The sequence below is a fragment of the Oceanidesulfovibrio marinus genome (genome assembly GCF_013085545.1).
GTDB lineage: Bacteria > Desulfobacterota > Desulfovibrionia > Desulfovibrionales > Desulfovibrionaceae > Oceanidesulfovibrio > Oceanidesulfovibrio marinus.
Genome location: NZ_CP039543.1, coordinates 1,149,195 through 1,165,131, shown reverse-complemented (window position 1 = coordinate 1,165,131; position 15,937 = coordinate 1,149,195). Strand labels below are relative to the sequence as shown.

At 62.2% G+C, this 15,937-nt stretch carries 14 protein-coding genes; 2 read left to right on the top strand and 12 right to left on the bottom strand.

All coding sequences use genetic code 11. From position 1 onward, the window contains the following. Positions 1–36: 36 nt before the first annotated feature. The 10 genes from E8L03_RS05220 to E8L03_RS05175 all read right to left on the bottom strand — a co-directional run bounded on the left by E8L03_RS05220 (position 37) and on the right by E8L03_RS05175 (position 12,328). Complete coding sequence (locus E8L03_RS05220; RefSeq protein WP_171266757.1) at positions 37–2,130, bottom strand: STT3 domain-containing protein; 2,094 nt, start codon at positions 2,128–2,130, stop codon at positions 37–39. A 338-nt stretch (positions 2,131–2,468) separates the two neighbouring features. Beyond that, positions 2,469–3,260, bottom strand: coding sequence for an ABC transporter permease (locus tag E8L03_RS05215; RefSeq protein WP_144234809.1), 792 nt, complete (start codon positions 3,258–3,260; stop codon positions 2,469–2,471). Continuing rightward, a complete protein-coding gene (locus tag E8L03_RS05210) occupies positions 3,257–4,162 on the bottom strand; it encodes an ABC transporter ATP-binding protein (RefSeq protein ID WP_171266756.1) in 906 nt (301 codons plus the stop codon). The genes E8L03_RS05215 and E8L03_RS05210 overlap by 4 nt, the downstream gene beginning before the upstream one ends. A gap of 77 nt (positions 4,163–4,239) precedes the next feature. Then, on the bottom strand, positions 4,240–5,076 hold the full coding sequence (locus tag E8L03_RS05205) for a carbohydrate ABC transporter permease (RefSeq protein WP_171266755.1): 837 nt from the start codon (positions 5,074–5,076) through the stop codon (positions 4,240–4,242). Then, positions 5,066–5,956: a carbohydrate ABC transporter permease gene (locus tag E8L03_RS05200; RefSeq protein ID WP_171266754.1), complete on the bottom strand. Its 891-nt coding sequence runs from the start codon at positions 5,954–5,956 to the stop codon at positions 5,066–5,068. Before E8L03_RS05200 ends, E8L03_RS05205 begins: the two co-directional genes overlap by 11 nt. Before the next feature lie 69 nt (positions 5,957–6,025). Next, on the bottom strand, positions 6,026–7,345 hold the full coding sequence (locus E8L03_RS05195) for an ABC transporter substrate-binding protein (protein WP_216367946.1): 1,320 nt from the start codon (positions 7,343–7,345) through the stop codon (positions 6,026–6,028). Between the two features lie 79 nt (positions 7,346–7,424). Next, entirely contained in the window at positions 7,425–8,519 is a 1,095-nt protein-coding gene (locus E8L03_RS05190) for an ABC transporter ATP-binding protein (RefSeq protein WP_171266752.1), read from the bottom strand. Positions 8,520–8,862: 343 nt separating this feature from the next. Then, complete coding sequence (locus E8L03_RS05185; RefSeq protein WP_216367945.1) at positions 8,863–10,470, bottom strand: DEAD/DEAH box helicase; 1,608 nt, start codon at positions 10,468–10,470, stop codon at positions 8,863–8,865. Positions 10,471–10,887: 417 nt separating this feature from the next. Further along, complete coding sequence (gene budA / locus E8L03_RS05180; protein ID WP_171266751.1) at positions 10,888–11,682, bottom strand: acetolactate decarboxylase; 795 nt, start codon at positions 11,680–11,682, stop codon at positions 10,888–10,890. A 46-nt stretch (positions 11,683–11,728) separates the two neighbouring features. Beyond that, the gene (locus E8L03_RS05175; protein ID WP_208738209.1) at positions 11,729–12,328 is read right to left on the bottom strand and encodes a hypothetical protein; all 600 of its coding nucleotides are present in this window, start codon (positions 12,326–12,328) and stop codon (positions 11,729–11,731) included. A gap of 177 nt (positions 12,329–12,505) precedes the next feature. Here E8L03_RS05175 and E8L03_RS05170 point away from each other — a divergent pair, with 177 nt between their 5' ends. Continuing rightward, the gene (locus E8L03_RS05170; protein ID WP_144234802.1) at positions 12,506–12,718 is read left to right on the top strand and encodes a TOBE domain-containing protein; all 213 of its coding nucleotides are present in this window, start codon (positions 12,506–12,508) and stop codon (positions 12,716–12,718) included. 99 nt (positions 12,719–12,817) lie between these two features. After that, positions 12,818–13,222, top strand: a complete 405-nt coding sequence (locus E8L03_RS05165; protein ID WP_171266750.1) for a PaaI family thioesterase — start codon at positions 12,818–12,820, stop codon at positions 13,220–13,222. A gap of 139 nt (positions 13,223–13,361) precedes the next feature. Here E8L03_RS05165 and E8L03_RS05160 read toward each other — a convergent pair whose 3' ends face one another. Next, entirely contained in the window at positions 13,362–14,690 is a 1,329-nt protein-coding gene (locus E8L03_RS05160) for a cytosine deaminase (protein ID WP_171266749.1), read from the bottom strand. A gap of 33 nt (positions 14,691–14,723) precedes the next feature. Continuing rightward, positions 14,724–15,926, bottom strand: coding sequence for an NAD-dependent dihydropyrimidine dehydrogenase subunit PreA (gene preA / locus E8L03_RS05155; RefSeq protein WP_171266748.1), 1,203 nt, complete (start codon positions 15,924–15,926; stop codon positions 14,724–14,726). Between the last annotated feature and the right edge of the window lie 11 nt (positions 15,927–15,937).

Sequence of the window (15,937 nt, the reverse complement as noted above, 5' to 3'; positions counted from 1 at the left end):
AAATATAACGCGATAGTGCATGTAGTCCAACAAAAACTAGTTAGCCTGCTGTGAGTAGTGGTCGCCAGACACCTGCCAGCATTGCACCAGTATCGGCTGATCGTAGACATTGCTGAAGTAGGAACTGTCGTTCTTGTCCCCTACAAGAAGTTGGTAAATCACGGTGTCCACAACTTGTGGGGACGAAAATGCACCACCTCTGGCCATTGGATTGTAACCAATGACATTGCCCTCGTCACGATACGTACGGATCGTATTGTCGGGGGATTCAAGTGTGATGAACTTGGAAAGCTCGTGCCTTCGTCCGCCTACCATGGCGATGCCTGTGTCCAAGTTGGCTGTAATGAGGTAGCCGAACCGAAAAGCGAGAGCCTTAAGATTGTGTTCATCAACCATCGCGGAAATGAATAAATTGATAGTAGGCATGAATCCTTGTTTATTGGCGAAATCCCATCGTCCCACCGTATACCAGGGGGTGTGCATGGAGCGGTGGTCCAGGAAAAGATAGATCGGCGGTGTATCCTGCGGGAAGAGGAACGCCAGCATGGCGCCTCGCTCCTCCGGTGAATTGAACTCTTGCCGCAGGGATTCGCCGGCTGCGTCCGGCCCCATGGCCAGCAGATCCAGGAGCCGGGGCAGCGCCGCGGCCCATGTGCCGCCCAAGTCGTTTTTCGCTTTCTGCAACCCCTCCTCGCCATGCGCAACGTAGAACTGCATCCAGTTGGCAGCCTGTCGCTGCGTGGCGCAGGCAAAGGGAACGCAATTGATCCAGAATCGCTCTGCAGTTCGTGATTGTCCGTCTACAATCGTTGCACGATCAGAGTAGAGCATCAAAGGATATGCAATATCCCAGTTGGCCCAGAGCACTGAATTATCAGGCGTCAAATCCTTCAGCTTGAGCATGACTTCCGTTACTTCCGGATGGCTGGATGCGACGCTCACCTGTCGGAAGCCGTATATAGTCATCATCTGCAACAATAGAGCAAGAGCAAAACACCCAATGGCTGCAAGTCGCCAAATAGATTGCTCATTGTCGCGCGACCACAACCATGTAATCAGGTACGCAATCCCGAGCGCAAGCAGCGGAATGAGGAATATGACAAATCGCGCTGCAAGAAAGGACATGACACCAGTGATAATGAATCCAGAGAGATAGTGGCAGCGCAGTCGTTGTTTCCAGACAAGAAGGGTCAACCCGGCAAAGCCAAGAATCATCCCGATCATGGAGCCCATAGTGCGCTCGGAGATGAGACTGAGCTGCAGGCGTTGCTGCTCGCCGACGAACATGGCCGGATTGGGAAAAGCCGTGGTTTCTTTCTTGACGTACGCTAAGGTTCGCGTTGCGCGTTCAATGGATGCTCCTATGAATCCAGAACCTTGAAGAAAGATGAAGGCGAGGCCGACAACAGCGAGGGCAGCGAAGAAGATGGCCGCCTCCCGACGGCGGGGGCGGTAGTCCACAATCAACGCGCCGACCAGTGGCAGCAACGCCACAGCGGACACAGCCTCCAGTGTCTGGTCCCACCAGAGCAGAAACAATCCATAAGACACGAAACCGCCGGCGAGCCAGAGATATCGCTTCCAGCTCTTGCGAGCTCCGAACTGCATGAACATGGCCGCGCACGTGGCCGCGAAGAAGATGTTGCCGCCGTCTGTATCGAAGAAGCCCACAGAGGAGCGTTCAACAAAGCCGGGGCCGACAGCCGCGAACAAGGCCGCGCAGATGCCTGCGAGATTGCCGCCGTAGAAGCGTCCGACAAAGAACATGGGAAAGACGAGCAGGCTGCCGATGATAGCCGGGATGAGCAATGCAGCGTCTTCCAGGCGCATGGAAAACGTGCTGGAAGTCCACGCCGTGATGGAAGAAAGCAACGGCGGAACACTGCGTCTGGAAGCGCCTTGGGGGTAGACGCTCTTTTCATCCAAAGTATCGTAGGTCCCCTGCTGGATCTGTTCGGCCATGCGCAGGTAGAAATAGCCGTCCATATTGATCAGCAACGGAATGTCGTCGCTGAAGGTGTTCCTGTCCGGATTCTTGTCCCAGAGCGAGTAATAGCTCAGACGAACGCCAAGCGAGAGCGCCAAGACGAGGATCAGAAGAAGTGGAGTGATGGCCTGGGCTTTGCGCATGGAAACGATCCTCTCGGTTCGAGGCGGCGTGGAGTCTTTTATGGAACGGACACCCCGATGACGTGTGTGCCGCTGTCAATCGGAGCGCACTGTGCATGTTGATGCGCTCCTGTTGCATTTACCGCCTGCGGCACGGCAGCGTCCATTACTCGGGAGAGGTACGGTCGGGCAATGGTCGCACGAGTAATAAATGCAATCCTTGGGAGAACTTATGCCTCAATCCGTCACGGACTGCAATCATTGCATTCCGCATGCACTGGAATGTCATGCGAATGTCGGAAGGCCGGCAGCATCAATTGCCGGAGCCGTCGGCCAATGCGTTTTGTGTCAGCGGAGATCTATACCACGAGCCGGCGTTTCATGGCCCAGAGCGCGAGCCAGCCGAAGAGCATGGTGAACACGAGAAGATAGGCGATGTTCAGCAGGGGGTAGGACTCCGTGAGCCCCAAGGCGGCCAGGCGGGTGAGCTCCACCAGATGGAAGAGCGGGAAGAGCAGAGAGACAAGCCCGGCCCAGTGGCCGATGCCCGAGACCGGGAAGAAGGTGCCCGAGAACAGAAACATCGGAGTGATGAAGAGGAATATCGGCAGGTTGAACATGTCGATAGTGGGGATGACGCCAGTGAAGAACATGCCCACGGCGCCGAAGCCCAGGCCGGCCACAAAGGCCAGGGGAATGCACCACAGTCCGGAGGGGAACTGCACGAAGCCCAGCGGCATGAGCACCGCGAGCATCACGGTGACGGCGCCGGCGGCTTTTGTGGCGGCCCAGGCTATCTCCGCCACCACGACCTCCTCCAGGGAGACGGGCGTGGCCAGGATCGCATCGAAGGTCTTCTGGTAGTACATGCGCACGAACGAGGCGTACGTCGTTTCGAAGAAGGCGTTCCACATTACGGCCGTGGCCACCAGGGCCGGTGCCATGAAATCAACGTAGCTCAGGTGCGCGCCGGCGTAGTCCACGCCGCCCACCAGGCCGGAGAAACCGAGCCCGAAGGCGAGGATGTAGAACCCCGGCTCCAGCAGCGGCACCAGGAAGTTCACCCGCCAGATGCGGCGGTACGTCACCAGATTGCGTCGCCAGACATAGAGGAAGCGCCAGGAAAGGGCGCTTAATCGGACGTTGGTCATTCGCGAAGCTCCCTGCCCGTGAGCCGCAGGAATACGTCTTCCAGCGTGGCCGGGCGGAACGTGCAGGCATGGGTGCAGAAACGCTCGCGTACGGTGTGCTCCAGGTCCGGGCTATTGGCGTAGATGAGCACCCGCCGCTCCAGGGCGTCGAAGGAGAGGTCGGAATCGCGCAAAAAGGCCATCACATCTTCGTCCGGGTCGTCGATCTCCACCACGGAGCCGCCCACGTGCTCGGCAATGAGCTCCTTGGGCGAGCCTTCCACAAGCACCTGCCCGTGGTCCATGATGATCAGCTGGTCGCAGAGGAACTCGGCTTCTTCCATGTAATGCGTGGTCAGCAGCAGGGTGAGTCCCTCGGCCTTGAGGTGGCGCAGCCGCTCCCAGACCTGGTGACGTGATTGCGGGTCGAGCCCGGTGGTGGGCTCGTCCAGGATCAGCAGCTCCGGCTTGGAGATGAGCGCCCGGGCCAACATGAGCCGCCGGGCCATGCCGCCGGAGAGCTCCATCACCTTGGCGTCGCGCTTGTGGGCCAGGGCGAAGAAGTCCAGCAGCTCCTCGCTGCGGGCGCGGGCCGTGCTGCGCGGAATAGAAAAGTAGTTGGCGAAAAGCCGCAGGTTCTGCTCCACGGTGAGGTCCGGGTCCAGGGTGTTCTCCTGCTGGCATACGCCAAGGCGGCCACGAATCTCGCGCCAATGGGTGCGCACATCCAGCCCGAATACGGAGACCTCGCCAGCCGTGATGGGCGAGAAGCCATACATCATGCGGATGATGGAGGTTTTGCCCGCGCCGTTGGGGCCGAGCAGGGCGAAGAAGTCCCGTTGCCGCACGGTAAAGGAGAGTGAGCGCACGGCCTCGAAATCGCCGAAACGCTTCACCGCGTTCTCAACCCGGACAACGTTCATGGGAGCAGGCCTATCGTGATGGAGTTCCGCAGATGCATCGAAACTTCATACCACAACCCGGCGGCGTGTCCCAGAGACTATTTTTCCTGCGACAGGGCGAAGCCGCGGCTGAACTGCTCCTGCAGCAGCATGAACACCAGCAGCGCCGGCACCAGGGTGACGATGGCCCCGGCCATGACGATGCCCCAGTTGGTGGCGTCCTGCCCAGCGGTCATCATCCGCAGGCCCACTTGCACCACCTGGCGCGTGTTCTCGCGGATGATGATGAGCGGCCAGAGGTACTGGTTCCACATGTAGACCCACTCGATAACCGCGAGGGCAGCGATGACGTTGGAGGACATGGGCAGCAGAATGGACCAGGCAAAGCGGAAGGGGCCTACGCCGTCGATGCGCGCCGCGTCCAGCAGAGAGGTGGGAATCTGCATGAAGTGCTGGCGGAAAAGGAAGGTGCCCGTGGCCGAGGCGAGGAAGGGTACGACGAGCGCGGCGTAGCTGTCGGCCCAGCCGATGCCGGCCACGAGCTCGAACAGGGCCACGATCATGATTTCCGTGGGCATCATCAGCGTGAGCAGGATAAAGGCGAATATCCAGCTTTTGAACGGGATACGGAAGTAGACCAGGGCCATGGCCGCGGTGAAGCTGATCACTGTCTTGCCGGCCATTACGGCGATGGAAATGTAGAAGGAGTTGAGCATGTAGCGGCCCAGGCCGTAGTCGTGCCACGCCGTCAGGTAGTTCTTGGCCATGGCCGAGCCGGGCATGAACTTGGGTGGCCAGCTGAAAATCTGCGCCGGGGTCTGCGTGGAAAAAAGCAGGGCCATGAGCACAGGCGCGGCGATGACGACCACCGCGATAATCAGCGTAGTATGCGTGGCCGCGGACTTGAAGGACGAGCTGCGCAGGCTAGCGGGCATAGTGCACCTTCTTTTTCGAGATGCGGAACTGCAGCACGGTGAGGATGACCACGATGGCAAAGAGGAAGACCGACTGCGCCGCGGCAAAGCCTGTCTTGAAGTACTCGAAGCCGTCCCGGTAGATGGAGTAGATGAGCACCGTGGTGGAGCCGGCCGGCCCGCCCTTGGTGAGCAGGTCCACGAATGCGAAGGAATCGAAGAACGCGCTGATGGTGTTCATGATCAGGAGGAACAGCGTCATGGGCGAGAGCATGGGGAATGTGATCTTCCAGAATCGCTGCCAGGCTGAGGCCCCGTCGATGGTCGCGGCCTCCAGCACGTCGCCGGGCAGGTTCTGCAGCGCGGCCAGGTAGAACACTACATTGTAGCCCAGAGCCTTCCACGAGGCGGCCAGCACCACAACGCTCATGGCCAGGGCCGGGGTGGAGAGCCAGTCTGGCTTGATGCCGAAAAGCATGTCCGTGAAGTAGTTGACGATGCCCACCTGCGCCGAAAACATGAACAGGAAGATGACGCCGGCCACAGCAGGTGGCAGGGCGTACGGCCAGATGAGCAGCAGGCGGTAGATGCGCCAGCCGCGAACTTTGGTATTGGCCAGCATGGAGAGCGCCAGCCCGGCGGACATGGACAGGAAGACCGTGGCCGTCACGAACACCGCCGTGTTGCGGAAAATGCGCAGGTACTCGGAATCGGTGAACAGGGTTTGGTAGTTCTCCAGCCCCACGAAAAATTTGGATAGCCCCAGGAATTGCACCTGATAGAAGGACAGGATGAACGTCTTGATGGTGGGGTAGTAGAGGAAGAGCGTCAGGATGACGAACGTCGGGAACAGCAGAAGAAGCGCGAGCTTGGGGCGTGGGAATACAGGTGCGTGTTCCATGGGGATATTGCTTGGGAACAGGGGCGGCGAACCGCCCCTATCCTGTTCGTATTGTTGGCGTCGTTGTGGTTATTGCACGCCGCGGTTGAACTTGGTCAGAGCGTCGTCGGCGCGCTTGTCGGCTTCGGCCATGGCCTCGTCCACAGGAGTGCCGTCAAAGATCTTCTGGGCAGCTTCTTCCACGATGGTGCGGAGCTGGGGGAAGATAGGCAGCAGGGCGCCCTGGGTGGCGCGGGTGGGCTTGGTGTCCAGAAGCTGGTCAAAAGCGGCGCTGAAGGCGGGGTTGCGCTCGAACCACTTCTGCTCTTTCAGCACGTCCACGGCGGACACGCGCACCGGGAAGTAGCCGGTGCCCTTGTGCCAGCGCACCTCGTTCTCGGTGTTGGTGAACCAGATGAGGAAGGTCTTGGCGGCGTCCTGCACCTCCTGGCTGTTGCCCTTGGTCATCCACAGGGAAGCACCGCCCACGACAGCGCCTTCAGGGTCGTCGGTGAGGGAAGGCAGCTTGCCGGTGCCCAGGGTGAAGCCGTTCTCGGCCGCGGCGTTCTGCATGATAGCCACGTCAGAGGTGGAGGTCACTTCCATTGCGGCCTGGCCGGAGATGAACAGATTGTTGGCGCCGTCCCAGTCCTCGGGCTTGCCGGAGTAGGCGTAGTACTTGTTGTCGTAGAGCTCTTTCCACCAGCTCATGATCTTCTTCATGGGCTCGGAGTCCAGCAGAATGTCCGTAGCGCGTCCGGCGCGGCCGTTCTCGTTGTTGGCCAGCAGAGCGCCCTGGTTGGCCATCCACTCCTCGGCCAGCCAGCAGTGCAGGGGGAAGGAGATGCCGTACGGCGCGGCGCCGGACTCCACGATCTTCTTGCAGGCCGCGGTCACCTCGTCAAAGGTCTTGGGCGGATTCTCGGGGTCCAGGCCGGCCTTCGTGAAGACGTCCTTGTTGTAATAGAGGATGGCATTGGAAGAGTTGAAAGGCACGGAGTAGAACTTGCCGTCGAACTTGTAGTAGTTGGCCACGCCGGGCACGAAGTCGTCGAGCATGGCGTAGTCGTCGGGCTTGATGGTGTCCTCGAAGGGCATGAAGATGCTGGAGTCCAGGGCGAGCTGGGAGCCGACCTCGAAGATCTGCACGATCTGCGCAGGATTGCCTTGCTTGGCGGCCAGGATGGCGGCGTTCAGTGTGTCGCGGTAACTGCCCTTGTACTCCGCCTTCACCTCGATGGTGGGATGGGTGTAGTTGAAGTCGTCCACCATGCGCTGGATAAAGGCCGTGCGGGCTCCGCCCATGGCGTGCCAGAACGTCACCTGGGTTTTCTCCTGTGCAAAAGCCAGGCCGGCGGCGGCAAGCACCAGGAGCCCGGCAAGCGCGATGCGGATTGTCGTGCGAATCATCTCCATCTCCTTTCTTTCGTTCTGTTCGTGGTTGTTGCGAAAAGTAGGGTGCGCATGGGAGAGCCGCCCCGATTCCTCGTTATGCGGCGCGGCCGTGGCTGAGACAGGGACCGGCCGGATCGAAAATGTGCGCAAGCTCGGGATCGAAAGCGAGGGGGACCATGCCGCTCTCACAGCCGGACCACACGCCGGGGGCGCGCACGACCACCTTGGAATCGCCCATGCCGGCGTGGATCAGGTGCTCGCCGCCCAGGGGCTCGCACATCTCCAGCGGCGCGCTCCAGGTAATCAGGTCGTCGGATGCGCCGTTGGCGATCTGGAAGTGCTCCGGCCGGATGCCCAGCAAAACCTCGTCGGCGTCGTCGATCTGCGCGGCGCGTTCTGCCGGTATCTCCACAGACAGCCCGCCGGGCATGGTCAAAGTGCGTTCGTCCGTGCGGCTGGCGGGCACGAAGTTCATGGCTGGCGAGCCGATGAAGTCGGCCACGAAGATGTTGGCCGGCCGGTGGTAGACCTCCTGGGGCGTGCCGAATTGCTGCACCTCGCCGCCGTCGATGATGGCGATGCGGTCGGCCATGGTCATGGCCTCCACCTGGTCGTGGGTAACGTAGATCATGGTGGTGGAGAGCCTCTGCTGCAGCTTCCGGATCTCCACGCGCATGTGGTTGCGCAGCTTGGCGTCCAGGTTGGAGAGGGGCTCGTCCATCAGAAAGACCTGCGGCTTGCGCACGATGGCCCGGCCCATGGCCACGCGTTGGCGCTGACCGCCGGAGAGCTCGCGCGGTTTGCGGTCCAGGAGCTCCTTCAGGCCCAGCAGGCTGGAGGCCTCGGCCACGGCGCGTTCGATGTCCGGTTTGGATAGCCCGGAAAGCTTCAGGCCAAAGGCGATGTTCTGCCGTACGGTCATGTGCGGGTAGAGCGCGTAGTTCTGGAAGACCATGGCGATGTCGCGCTCCTTGGGCTCCAGCATGTGCACGTCGCGCCCGCCGATGTACACCCGGCCCTCGGAGACGGACTCCAGACCGGCCAGCAGGCGGAGCATGGTGGACTTGCCACAGCCGGACGGCCCCACGAAGACCACGAGTTCGCCGTCCTCGATGGACAGCTCCATGTTGCGGATGACCTCGACCGAACCGAATCGTTTGGTGACTTGCTCGAAGCGGACTGAACCCACGTTTCCCACCGTTCTTGAGTAGCTGGATTGCGGCTGCGCGATGCACAGCCCTGAATCCGATCACTTATGCGCCCGGGGTGTTGCGGACGCGTTACGCAAAAAGGGCGGTTGTGTAACGAAGAGGCGTTCACATTGGGGATGGAGGCAGGCGCGAACCAGGGCAGTCGTGGGTTCGCCACATTGTTTTTGGAGCGGACCGGGTGACGGCCCGAGGAAGCGGAAGGGGCACGAAAAAAGGGGCCACGGCAGTGCCGCAGCCCCTTGGATGGGTGCAGTTCCCGACGCGATCAGGCGTCAGGTTCTCAGCCGGGAGCAGCGCTCCCGGGCGGAGTGGTTCGCGATGCTACTGCGCCGAGGCGGACTGGCCGCGGCGGTTGCGGGAGCGCGAACGGTTCTTGTTGGCGTCGCCGCCGGAGTGCTTGTTGAAGCTCCGGTCGCCGTTGGACTTGCCGCCTACGGCCTTGCCGTACGGGTGGTCGCCGTTGGACTTGGCGGCCCTGCCGTAAGGCCGGTCCTCGTTGGATTTACCCGCGTTCGACTTGCCGTGCGGACGCTGGCCGGAGCGTGCAGCGCGACCTACGTTCTCGCGTTTTTCGTCGCTGCGGCTCTGCCTGTTCGGGCGGCCTTCCTGACGGTTGTCGTCGCTCGTTTGCCGGCGGTTGCGGCCGGCTCCCTCACGGGCTTCGGCGTCGTTGCCCTGGCGGCGCGGACGGCCTTGCTGGGTACGCTCGCCGTTGCCGCGGGACTGACGGAACCCGCCGCGGGGGCCGTTGCTACGGCCGGGACGATCGGCGCCTTCATTGCCCTGCGCAGGCCGGCGCTCCGAGTAGTCGAAGCCGCCCAGCTCGCAGCGCTTGATGGGCGCGCCCAGAAGGCGCTCGATGGCGCGGATCATGGAGCGGTCGTTGCGGGTGATCAGCGTGTGCGCGCAGCCGGAGCGGGTGGCGCGGCCGGTGCGGCCGATGCGGTGCGTGTATGTCTCCGGCGTGTCTGGCACGTCGAAGTTGATGACGTGGGACACGCGGCTGACGTCGATGCCGCGGGCCGCGATGTCCGTGGCCACGAGCACGCTGAAGCGGCCGTCGCGGAAGCCGTCGATGGCCTGCTTGCGGCGGTTCTGCGAGAGGTTGCCCTGCAGGGAGGTGGAGCGAAGGCCGGACTTTTCCAGTTTCAGGGCCAGCTGCTTGGCGCGGTGCTTGGTCCGCGTGAACACGAGCACGGAGCCATCGGACAGACGCGGCAGCAGGTCCATGAGCAGCTTGGTCTTCAGGTGGTCGTCCACAAGGTACCCATCGTGGCTCACAGTCTCAGCCGGGGCCAGCTGGCCGATGCGCACCGTGACGGGATCGTTGAGGATGTCCCGCGCCAGGCCCTCGATCTCCTTGGGCATGGTGGCGGAGAAGAGCAGGTTCTGCCGGTTTTTGGGCAGGTGATCCAGGATCTTGCGGATGGTGGGCAGGAAGCCCATGTCGAACATGTGGTCGGCCTCGTCCAGCACGAGTGTTTCGAGCTTGGAGAGGTCGATGTTGCCACGCTGGATGTGGTCCAGCAGCCGGCCCGGGCAGGCTGCCACGAACTGGTAGCCGGCGCGGAGCTTGTTGATCTGCGGCTGCATGCCCACGCCGCCGTACACGGAGACGCTGCGCATGCCGGTGTTGCGGCCCAGGGCGATGGCGTTTTCGTGGATCTGCTCGGCCAGCTCGCGCGTGGGGGCGAGCACCAGGTGCCGCACGCCGCGCTGCGCCTTGGCCGGCTTGGCCGAGAAGCGCTTGAGGATGGGCAGCACAAAGGCCGCGGTCTTGCCAGTGCCGGTCTGGGCCAGGCCCATGACGTCCTTGCCGTCCAGGACGGCGGGAATGGCCTGGGTCTGGATGGGGGTGGGCTCGGTGTAGCCCATGTCGCGGATGTTGGCCTCGATAATCGAGCCAAGATCAAAATTCTGGAAACTCAAATGAATAACCTCAAATAGTTGCAAGACCCCACGCGACAATACCGCACGGACGCTCGAAAAGCGCCTCGCCGGACGGCGGGGGTGATCAGCGGAAGTCGGAAGGGGTGCTGCGGCCCAATTCAGGACGCGCTAGATCGGTCTTAAGTGAATCGGTTGGGTAAGCCTGGCAGGATTCGAAACGGAATTGCAGCGGAGACCGCGCGCCAGGGAGTAGGGCGGACGCAATGGCATCCGCATTGAGGTAGATAGGGGTAATGGGGGTGGATGTCAACTGTAATCTGTGAAAATTTTTTGCAATTACACGCGGCAGCAGCATGGCCGGTCGTTCACGTGGCCGGATGTTTTCTCTTGGCGCTTCGGGATCATCCTCCAACAGAGAGCTCGTCCTAAGGGCGCAACATGTTAATGAAAATATACCTACTGCTCCACCTCCTCCAGCGCCTTGGTGCGGTCGCCGGAGAGGTCGATCTCCTGGAAAGGCCCGCTGGTCGGCACGTCGAGGTGAAAGGACGGCGTCTCATCCACGAGCACGGTGAAGGGCCCGCCGGCGAGGTCCAGCAGGTGGCCGCCGCTTTGTCTGTCCGCGGCGATGTAGTGCAGGTGGTAGCCCACCACGTTGACCTTTTCGGCAAAGGCCGGGCAGCGGAAGCCCACGAGCTCGCCCACGGCCGGGCCGAGGTGGAAAACATTCTGCTTCTTGGCAGCCACGGCCAGGGGCGGGTAGGGCTTTTCCTGCGCCGGCACGCTACGCGCCGTGACCGACTCGAACCGGCCCTGCACGCGCACGGTGTAGAACATGTTCTTCTTGGGCAGGCGGTCGTCGATGGCCTGCTCCAGCTCTTTGATGCTGGCCACGTTCCGCAGCGTAAAGGAGATGTCCGGCTCGAACCACGTGACCGCGGCAAAAGGCGTGCGCACCGCGTCGTCCATCTCGTGCACGCTGCCGTCATAGGCCACCTGGTAGACATGGCCGTCCACCACGACCATCTCGCCGTCCAGGGCCTGGAACGTACCGATGCCATAGTTGCCGTGGCGGCGGATGTCCCCGCAGGTAAAGGAGCCGTCGTACACGCCGGCCATGAGCGCGTCGATGGTGGAGACTTGGTACAGGGTGTCGCGATCGACCGTGGTCTGGGCCGCGGACGGACCCGCCGCCAAAAGAAGGACGGCGGCAGCGAAGAGCAGGTATCGTATCCTGTTATATATTGTCATGATCCAGCGATAGAGGTCTATTGATGCAGCGTCAACCCCGGGCGTGTCAGCGGGCTTTTTTCCAGAGCTGCCTCATGAGGCCGCGGGAGCCGAACAGCGGATCTTTCTCCGGGACTTCCAGGGCCGCGATGCGCTCGATGGAGGCGATGCGGTCGTCGTCTTCGCTGTCGTTTCCGTCGAAGTCGCCTTCCTCCGGAGAGAGGATGTCCGGAAAGCAGCCGTCCGGGTAGGCGCCGACCACGAGCAGGTCCGAGGAGTTGGTCTCGTTCATGTGCGAGACGCCCGCCGGGATGATCACGGCGTCGCCTGCTTCCAGCTCCAGAAAAACGCCCCTCGGTCCGCCGAACTGAATCCGGGCCATGCCGGAGGCGAAGCCCCACACCTCATGCGCGGTGGAGTGGTAATGGTGGACAGGGTAGAGGCCATCGCGCCAGCGGTCCGACCATCCTCGCTCCGCAAATCTCCGCGCGAACTCGATGGCCCTGTCGCCGACGTCCTCCAGGACGTGTTTGTACACGATAAGAGGCAGGAGCGCGTTGTTGGGGAACACGCCGTCGTCAGCAAGAAGGCATGTGAGAACGCGCGTGCCCTGATGCTCCAGCGCCTGTGTTTCCAAGACGATGTTCTGTTCGGCATTGTCCATCATTGTCGAAGCTCTCCCTGATCGTGTTCGTTTGTCCACGGACCATAGCGTGGTTGGCGGCGGCGCACAATGCAGCGGGAGGGTATGAAAATCCGCGGGAAAAAGTGGACATAGCCGTGGGATATGCTAAGCATAACATACCAGTTTTCTATACAACCCTTATCGAATGGAGATTGTGCCATGAAAATGAGCGCTCGAAACACGATTCCCGGAACGGTGAAGGAAATCACCCGCGGCCCTGTGAACTCCGAGGTTGTCCTGGAGATCGCCGGCGGCCACGAGATTGTATCGATGATCACCACCAACTCTGTGGACCGTCTGGGCCTGGCTCCGGGCAAGAAGGCCAGCGCCTTCTTCAAGGCGTCCAACGTCATGATGATCGTTGACGAGTAGCACCAGACAACGTTTGTTTTTTGGGGAGCCCGGCTTTGGCCGGGCTTTTCGTTTATGTCCGGTTGACGTATGCTCCCGCCGTATCAGGAGGATATTACCATGCGAGACGATCTGGAGGCGTTTGCCCGGGCCAATGCGTTCGCGCAGCTCTGCGGCATCGAGGTGGTGGAGGCCAGACCGGGCCACGCCGTGACGCGGATGACGCTGGAGGACCGCCATCGCAACCCCTTTGGCACGGCCAGCGCCGGTGCCGTGTTCATGCTGGCGGAGACTGCTTTCGGCATGGCTATCAATGCCGAGTTGGCGCCGGGTGGTCAAGGTGTGGCTGTGAACCTGGCTATCTCCTATCTGCGGCCGGGCGTGGAAGGCGTGCTGACGGCCACGGCGCGGCGCTCGGCATCGGGCGGACCGTTGGCCTCCTACGAGGTGGAGGTGCGCAACGAAGAGGGCGAGGTGATCGCCCACGCGCAGGCCATGGGCTTCTGCAAGCGTCCAAAATCTTAGGGCGCAACAACCAAGCTTCTTTCAAAAGGAAAGCCGCTGCCGGAAGCTCCGGCAGCGGCTTTTTTTGCATTGTATGCGATCTTCGGGTGGCAGTATGCTGCGTACATGGTGGCCGTCCAATTTTCTGGACAAAGGCGTATCACTCTCCGCTTGTGTCCGGTTCCGCCGCGGCTTCGGGCCCGGCCCCCGAGGGAGCCGGCGCGCTGAAGTCCACAAGCTGCTTGCCGGCCGTGAGCTGCACCGTGGAGAGGGCCGGCTCGGTCTGCGCGAGCACGCGGCCGTCGCGCACCACGTAGAGACACTCGGGCGTCAGCCGGATGGCCTCGTGCTCGTTGTCCGCGTTGAGCACGATAAAGGTAGCGGGTTTTCCTTCCTCAATGCCGTACTGCTCTTTGATGTTCAGTATTTTTGCTGAGTTGTCAGTAATCATCCGGAACACGTCAAATATTTGCTCATGGCCGGAAAGCTGGGCCAGGTGCAGGAGCAAGGAGGCAGCCTGGAGCATGGAGCCGCGGCCCAGGGGGTACCATGGGTCCATGATGGAGTCGTGGCCGATGCCCACGGTGACGCCGGCGGCGAGGAGCTCGTCTACACGGGTGATGCCCCGGCGCTTGGGGTAGGAGTCGCCCCGGGCCTGGAGAATGGAGTTGTCAAAGGGGTTGGTGATGACGCCCACACCGGCCCGGGCGAGCAGGCCGATGAGTTTGGCGGCGTAGGCGTTGTTGTAGGAGTGCATGGCCGTGGCGTGGCTGGCCGTCACCTGTCCCTGCAGGCCGCGCTTGATGGTCTGGGCGGCCACGGTCTCGACGAAGCGCGACTGGTCGTCGTCGGTCTCGTCACAGTGGATATCCACGAGCATGCCGGTCTCGGAGGCCAGGCCCATGACGTACTCCACCGAGGCAACGCCGTCCTCGCGGGTGAGCTCGTTGTGGGGGATGCAACCCAGCACGTCCACGCCGAGCTCGATGGCCTCTTCCATGAGCCGCTCGCCGTCATCGTGGGTGTAGATGCCGTCCTGGGGGAAGGCGACCACTTGGATGTCCACCATGCCACGCAGCTCGTCGCGCAGGTCGGTAAGGGCCTGGACCGTGGTCAGGGACGGTTCGCTCACGTCGGCGTGGGTGCGGATGAAGAGCACGCCCTGGGCCACCATCCAGGAGACGGCGCGGTAGGCCCGGCTCTTGATGTCGTGGTAGTCCAGCCGCTGTTTGCGCTCGCCCCAGATGCGGATGCCTTCCAGCAGCGTGCCCGATTCGTTATAGCGCGGGTTCCCGGCGGTAAGCGCGGCGTCCAGGTGCACGTGCGGATCGACAAAGGGCGGTGAGACGAGTCCGCCCTTGGCGTGAATCACCCGCGGTGCCTGCAGGCTCTCGGGCGCGGCGATTTTCTGTATGATGCCGGCGGTGACGCCGATATCCACAAGCGTGCCGGCGCCTGGCAGTCGTGCATTTTTGATGACCAGATCCATAACGTCTCCTTGTTCTCGGCCCGGATATCCGGTTCAGACTGTGAGAGCGCCGGTTTTGCAGACTACAGTGCAGAGCCCGCAGCCGTCGCAGCGTTTTCTGTTGATTTCGAGACGGGGCGCGTCCCCATCCATGTTCATGGCCAGGGCGCCATAGGCGGAGTCGGCGCAGGCGGTGGCGCACGCGCCGCAGGCCGTGCACCGGTCGCGGTCCACGGTAGCGGTCACGGGAGCGTGCTTTGCCAGCGCTTCGTGGCTGGTGAGCCAGGGCAGGGACTTGCCCACAAGATCCATGGGGGATGCAAAGCCCTTGGCGTCCAAATATTGAGACAGCCCAGATGCCAGACGGTCGATGATGCCGAAGCCTTTGAGCATGACCTCGGTGCAGAGCTGCACAGTGGTGGAGCCCACAAGCATGTACTCGGCCGCGTCCTGCCAGGTGGAGATGCCGCCAACGCCAGAGACGGCCGGGCGCATGCTACGTTCCTGCATGGTCGCGGCGGCCTGGGAGACCACGCGCAGGCCAATGGGCTTGACCGCCTTGCCGGAGTAGCCGCCGTAGGTGGAGAGACCGTCCACGGCGGGCTGCGGCCGGAAGGTGTCGAGATCCACGCCGATGAGGCACTGCACCGTGTTGATGGCGGTTACGCCGTCGGCGCCGGCGTCCAGTACGGCCTGGCAGACCAGGCGCGGATCGGCCACGTTGGGCGTAAGCTTGACCAGGAGGGGCACCCGGCAGATGTCGTGAACTGTTGCGGTGATCTCGCCGGCGATCTCCGGCACCTGACCCACGGCCATGCCTGCGCCTATCTCCGGCATGCCGTGGGGGCAGGAGAAGTTGCACTCGATCATGTCGCAGCCGGCGTCCTGCACGCGGCGGGCCATCTCCTGCCAGGAGCGTATGGAGTCGCCCATGATGGAGGCGATAAGCAGATTGTCCGGATAGCGCTTCTTGATCTCGGCGATGTCGGCCGCCCACTCGGAAAGGCTGCGCTTGCTGAGGAGCTCGAAGTTCTCGAAACCATACACCGAGTTGCGGGAGTCGCGCAGCGCGGCGAATCGCGGCCGCGCATCCTCGATGAGCATGCCGTCCGGCTTGAGCGTTTTGAGCACGGCGCCGCCCCAACCCGCATCGAAAGCGCGCATGATATTCTCTCCGAACGCCGTGGGCGGCGCGGAGGCGAGCAGGAACGGGCTGGGGACCGTGTGCCCGAGGAACTGGACGTGGAGATCTGCCATGCGAATCTGGT

Coding starts and splice junctions, on each gene's coding strand:
- E8L03_RS05165 (WP_171266750.1), top strand. CDS start 12,818: ATGCGAGACGATCTGGAGGCGTTTGCCCGGGCCAATGCGTTCGCGCAG.
- E8L03_RS05160 (WP_171266749.1), bottom strand. CDS start 14,690: ATGGATCTGGTCATCAAAAATGCACGACTGCCAGGCGCCGGCACGCTT.
- E8L03_RS05215 (WP_144234809.1), bottom strand. CDS start 3,260: ATGACCAACGTCCGATTAAGCGCCCTTTCCTGGCGCTTCCTCTATGTC.
- E8L03_RS05205 (WP_171266755.1), bottom strand. CDS start 5,076: ATGCCCGCTAGCCTGCGCAGCTCGTCCTTCAAGTCCGCGGCCACGCAT.
- E8L03_RS05220 (WP_171266757.1), bottom strand. CDS start 2,130: ATGCGCAAAGCCCAGGCCATCACTCCACTTCTTCTGATCCTCGTCTTG.
- E8L03_RS05210 (WP_171266756.1), bottom strand. CDS start 4,162: ATGAACGTTGTCCGGGTTGAGAACGCGGTGAAGCGTTTCGGCGATTTC.
- E8L03_RS05200 (WP_171266754.1), bottom strand. CDS start 5,956: ATGGAACACGCACCTGTATTCCCACGCCCCAAGCTCGCGCTTCTTCTG.
- preA (WP_171266748.1), bottom strand. CDS start 15,926: ATGGCAGATCTCCACGTCCAGTTCCTCGGGCACACGGTCCCCAGCCCG.
- E8L03_RS05175 (WP_208738209.1), bottom strand. CDS start 12,328: ATGATGGACAATGCCGAACAGAACATCGTCTTGGAAACACAGGCGCTG.
- E8L03_RS05195 (WP_216367946.1), bottom strand. CDS start 7,345: ATGATTCGCACGACAATCCGCATCGCGCTTGCCGGGCTCCTGGTGCTT.
- budA (WP_171266751.1), bottom strand. CDS start 11,682: ATGACAATATATAACAGGATACGATACCTGCTCTTCGCTGCCGCCGTC.
- E8L03_RS05170 (WP_144234802.1), top strand. CDS start 12,506: ATGAAAATGAGCGCTCGAAACACGATTCCCGGAACGGTGAAGGAAATC.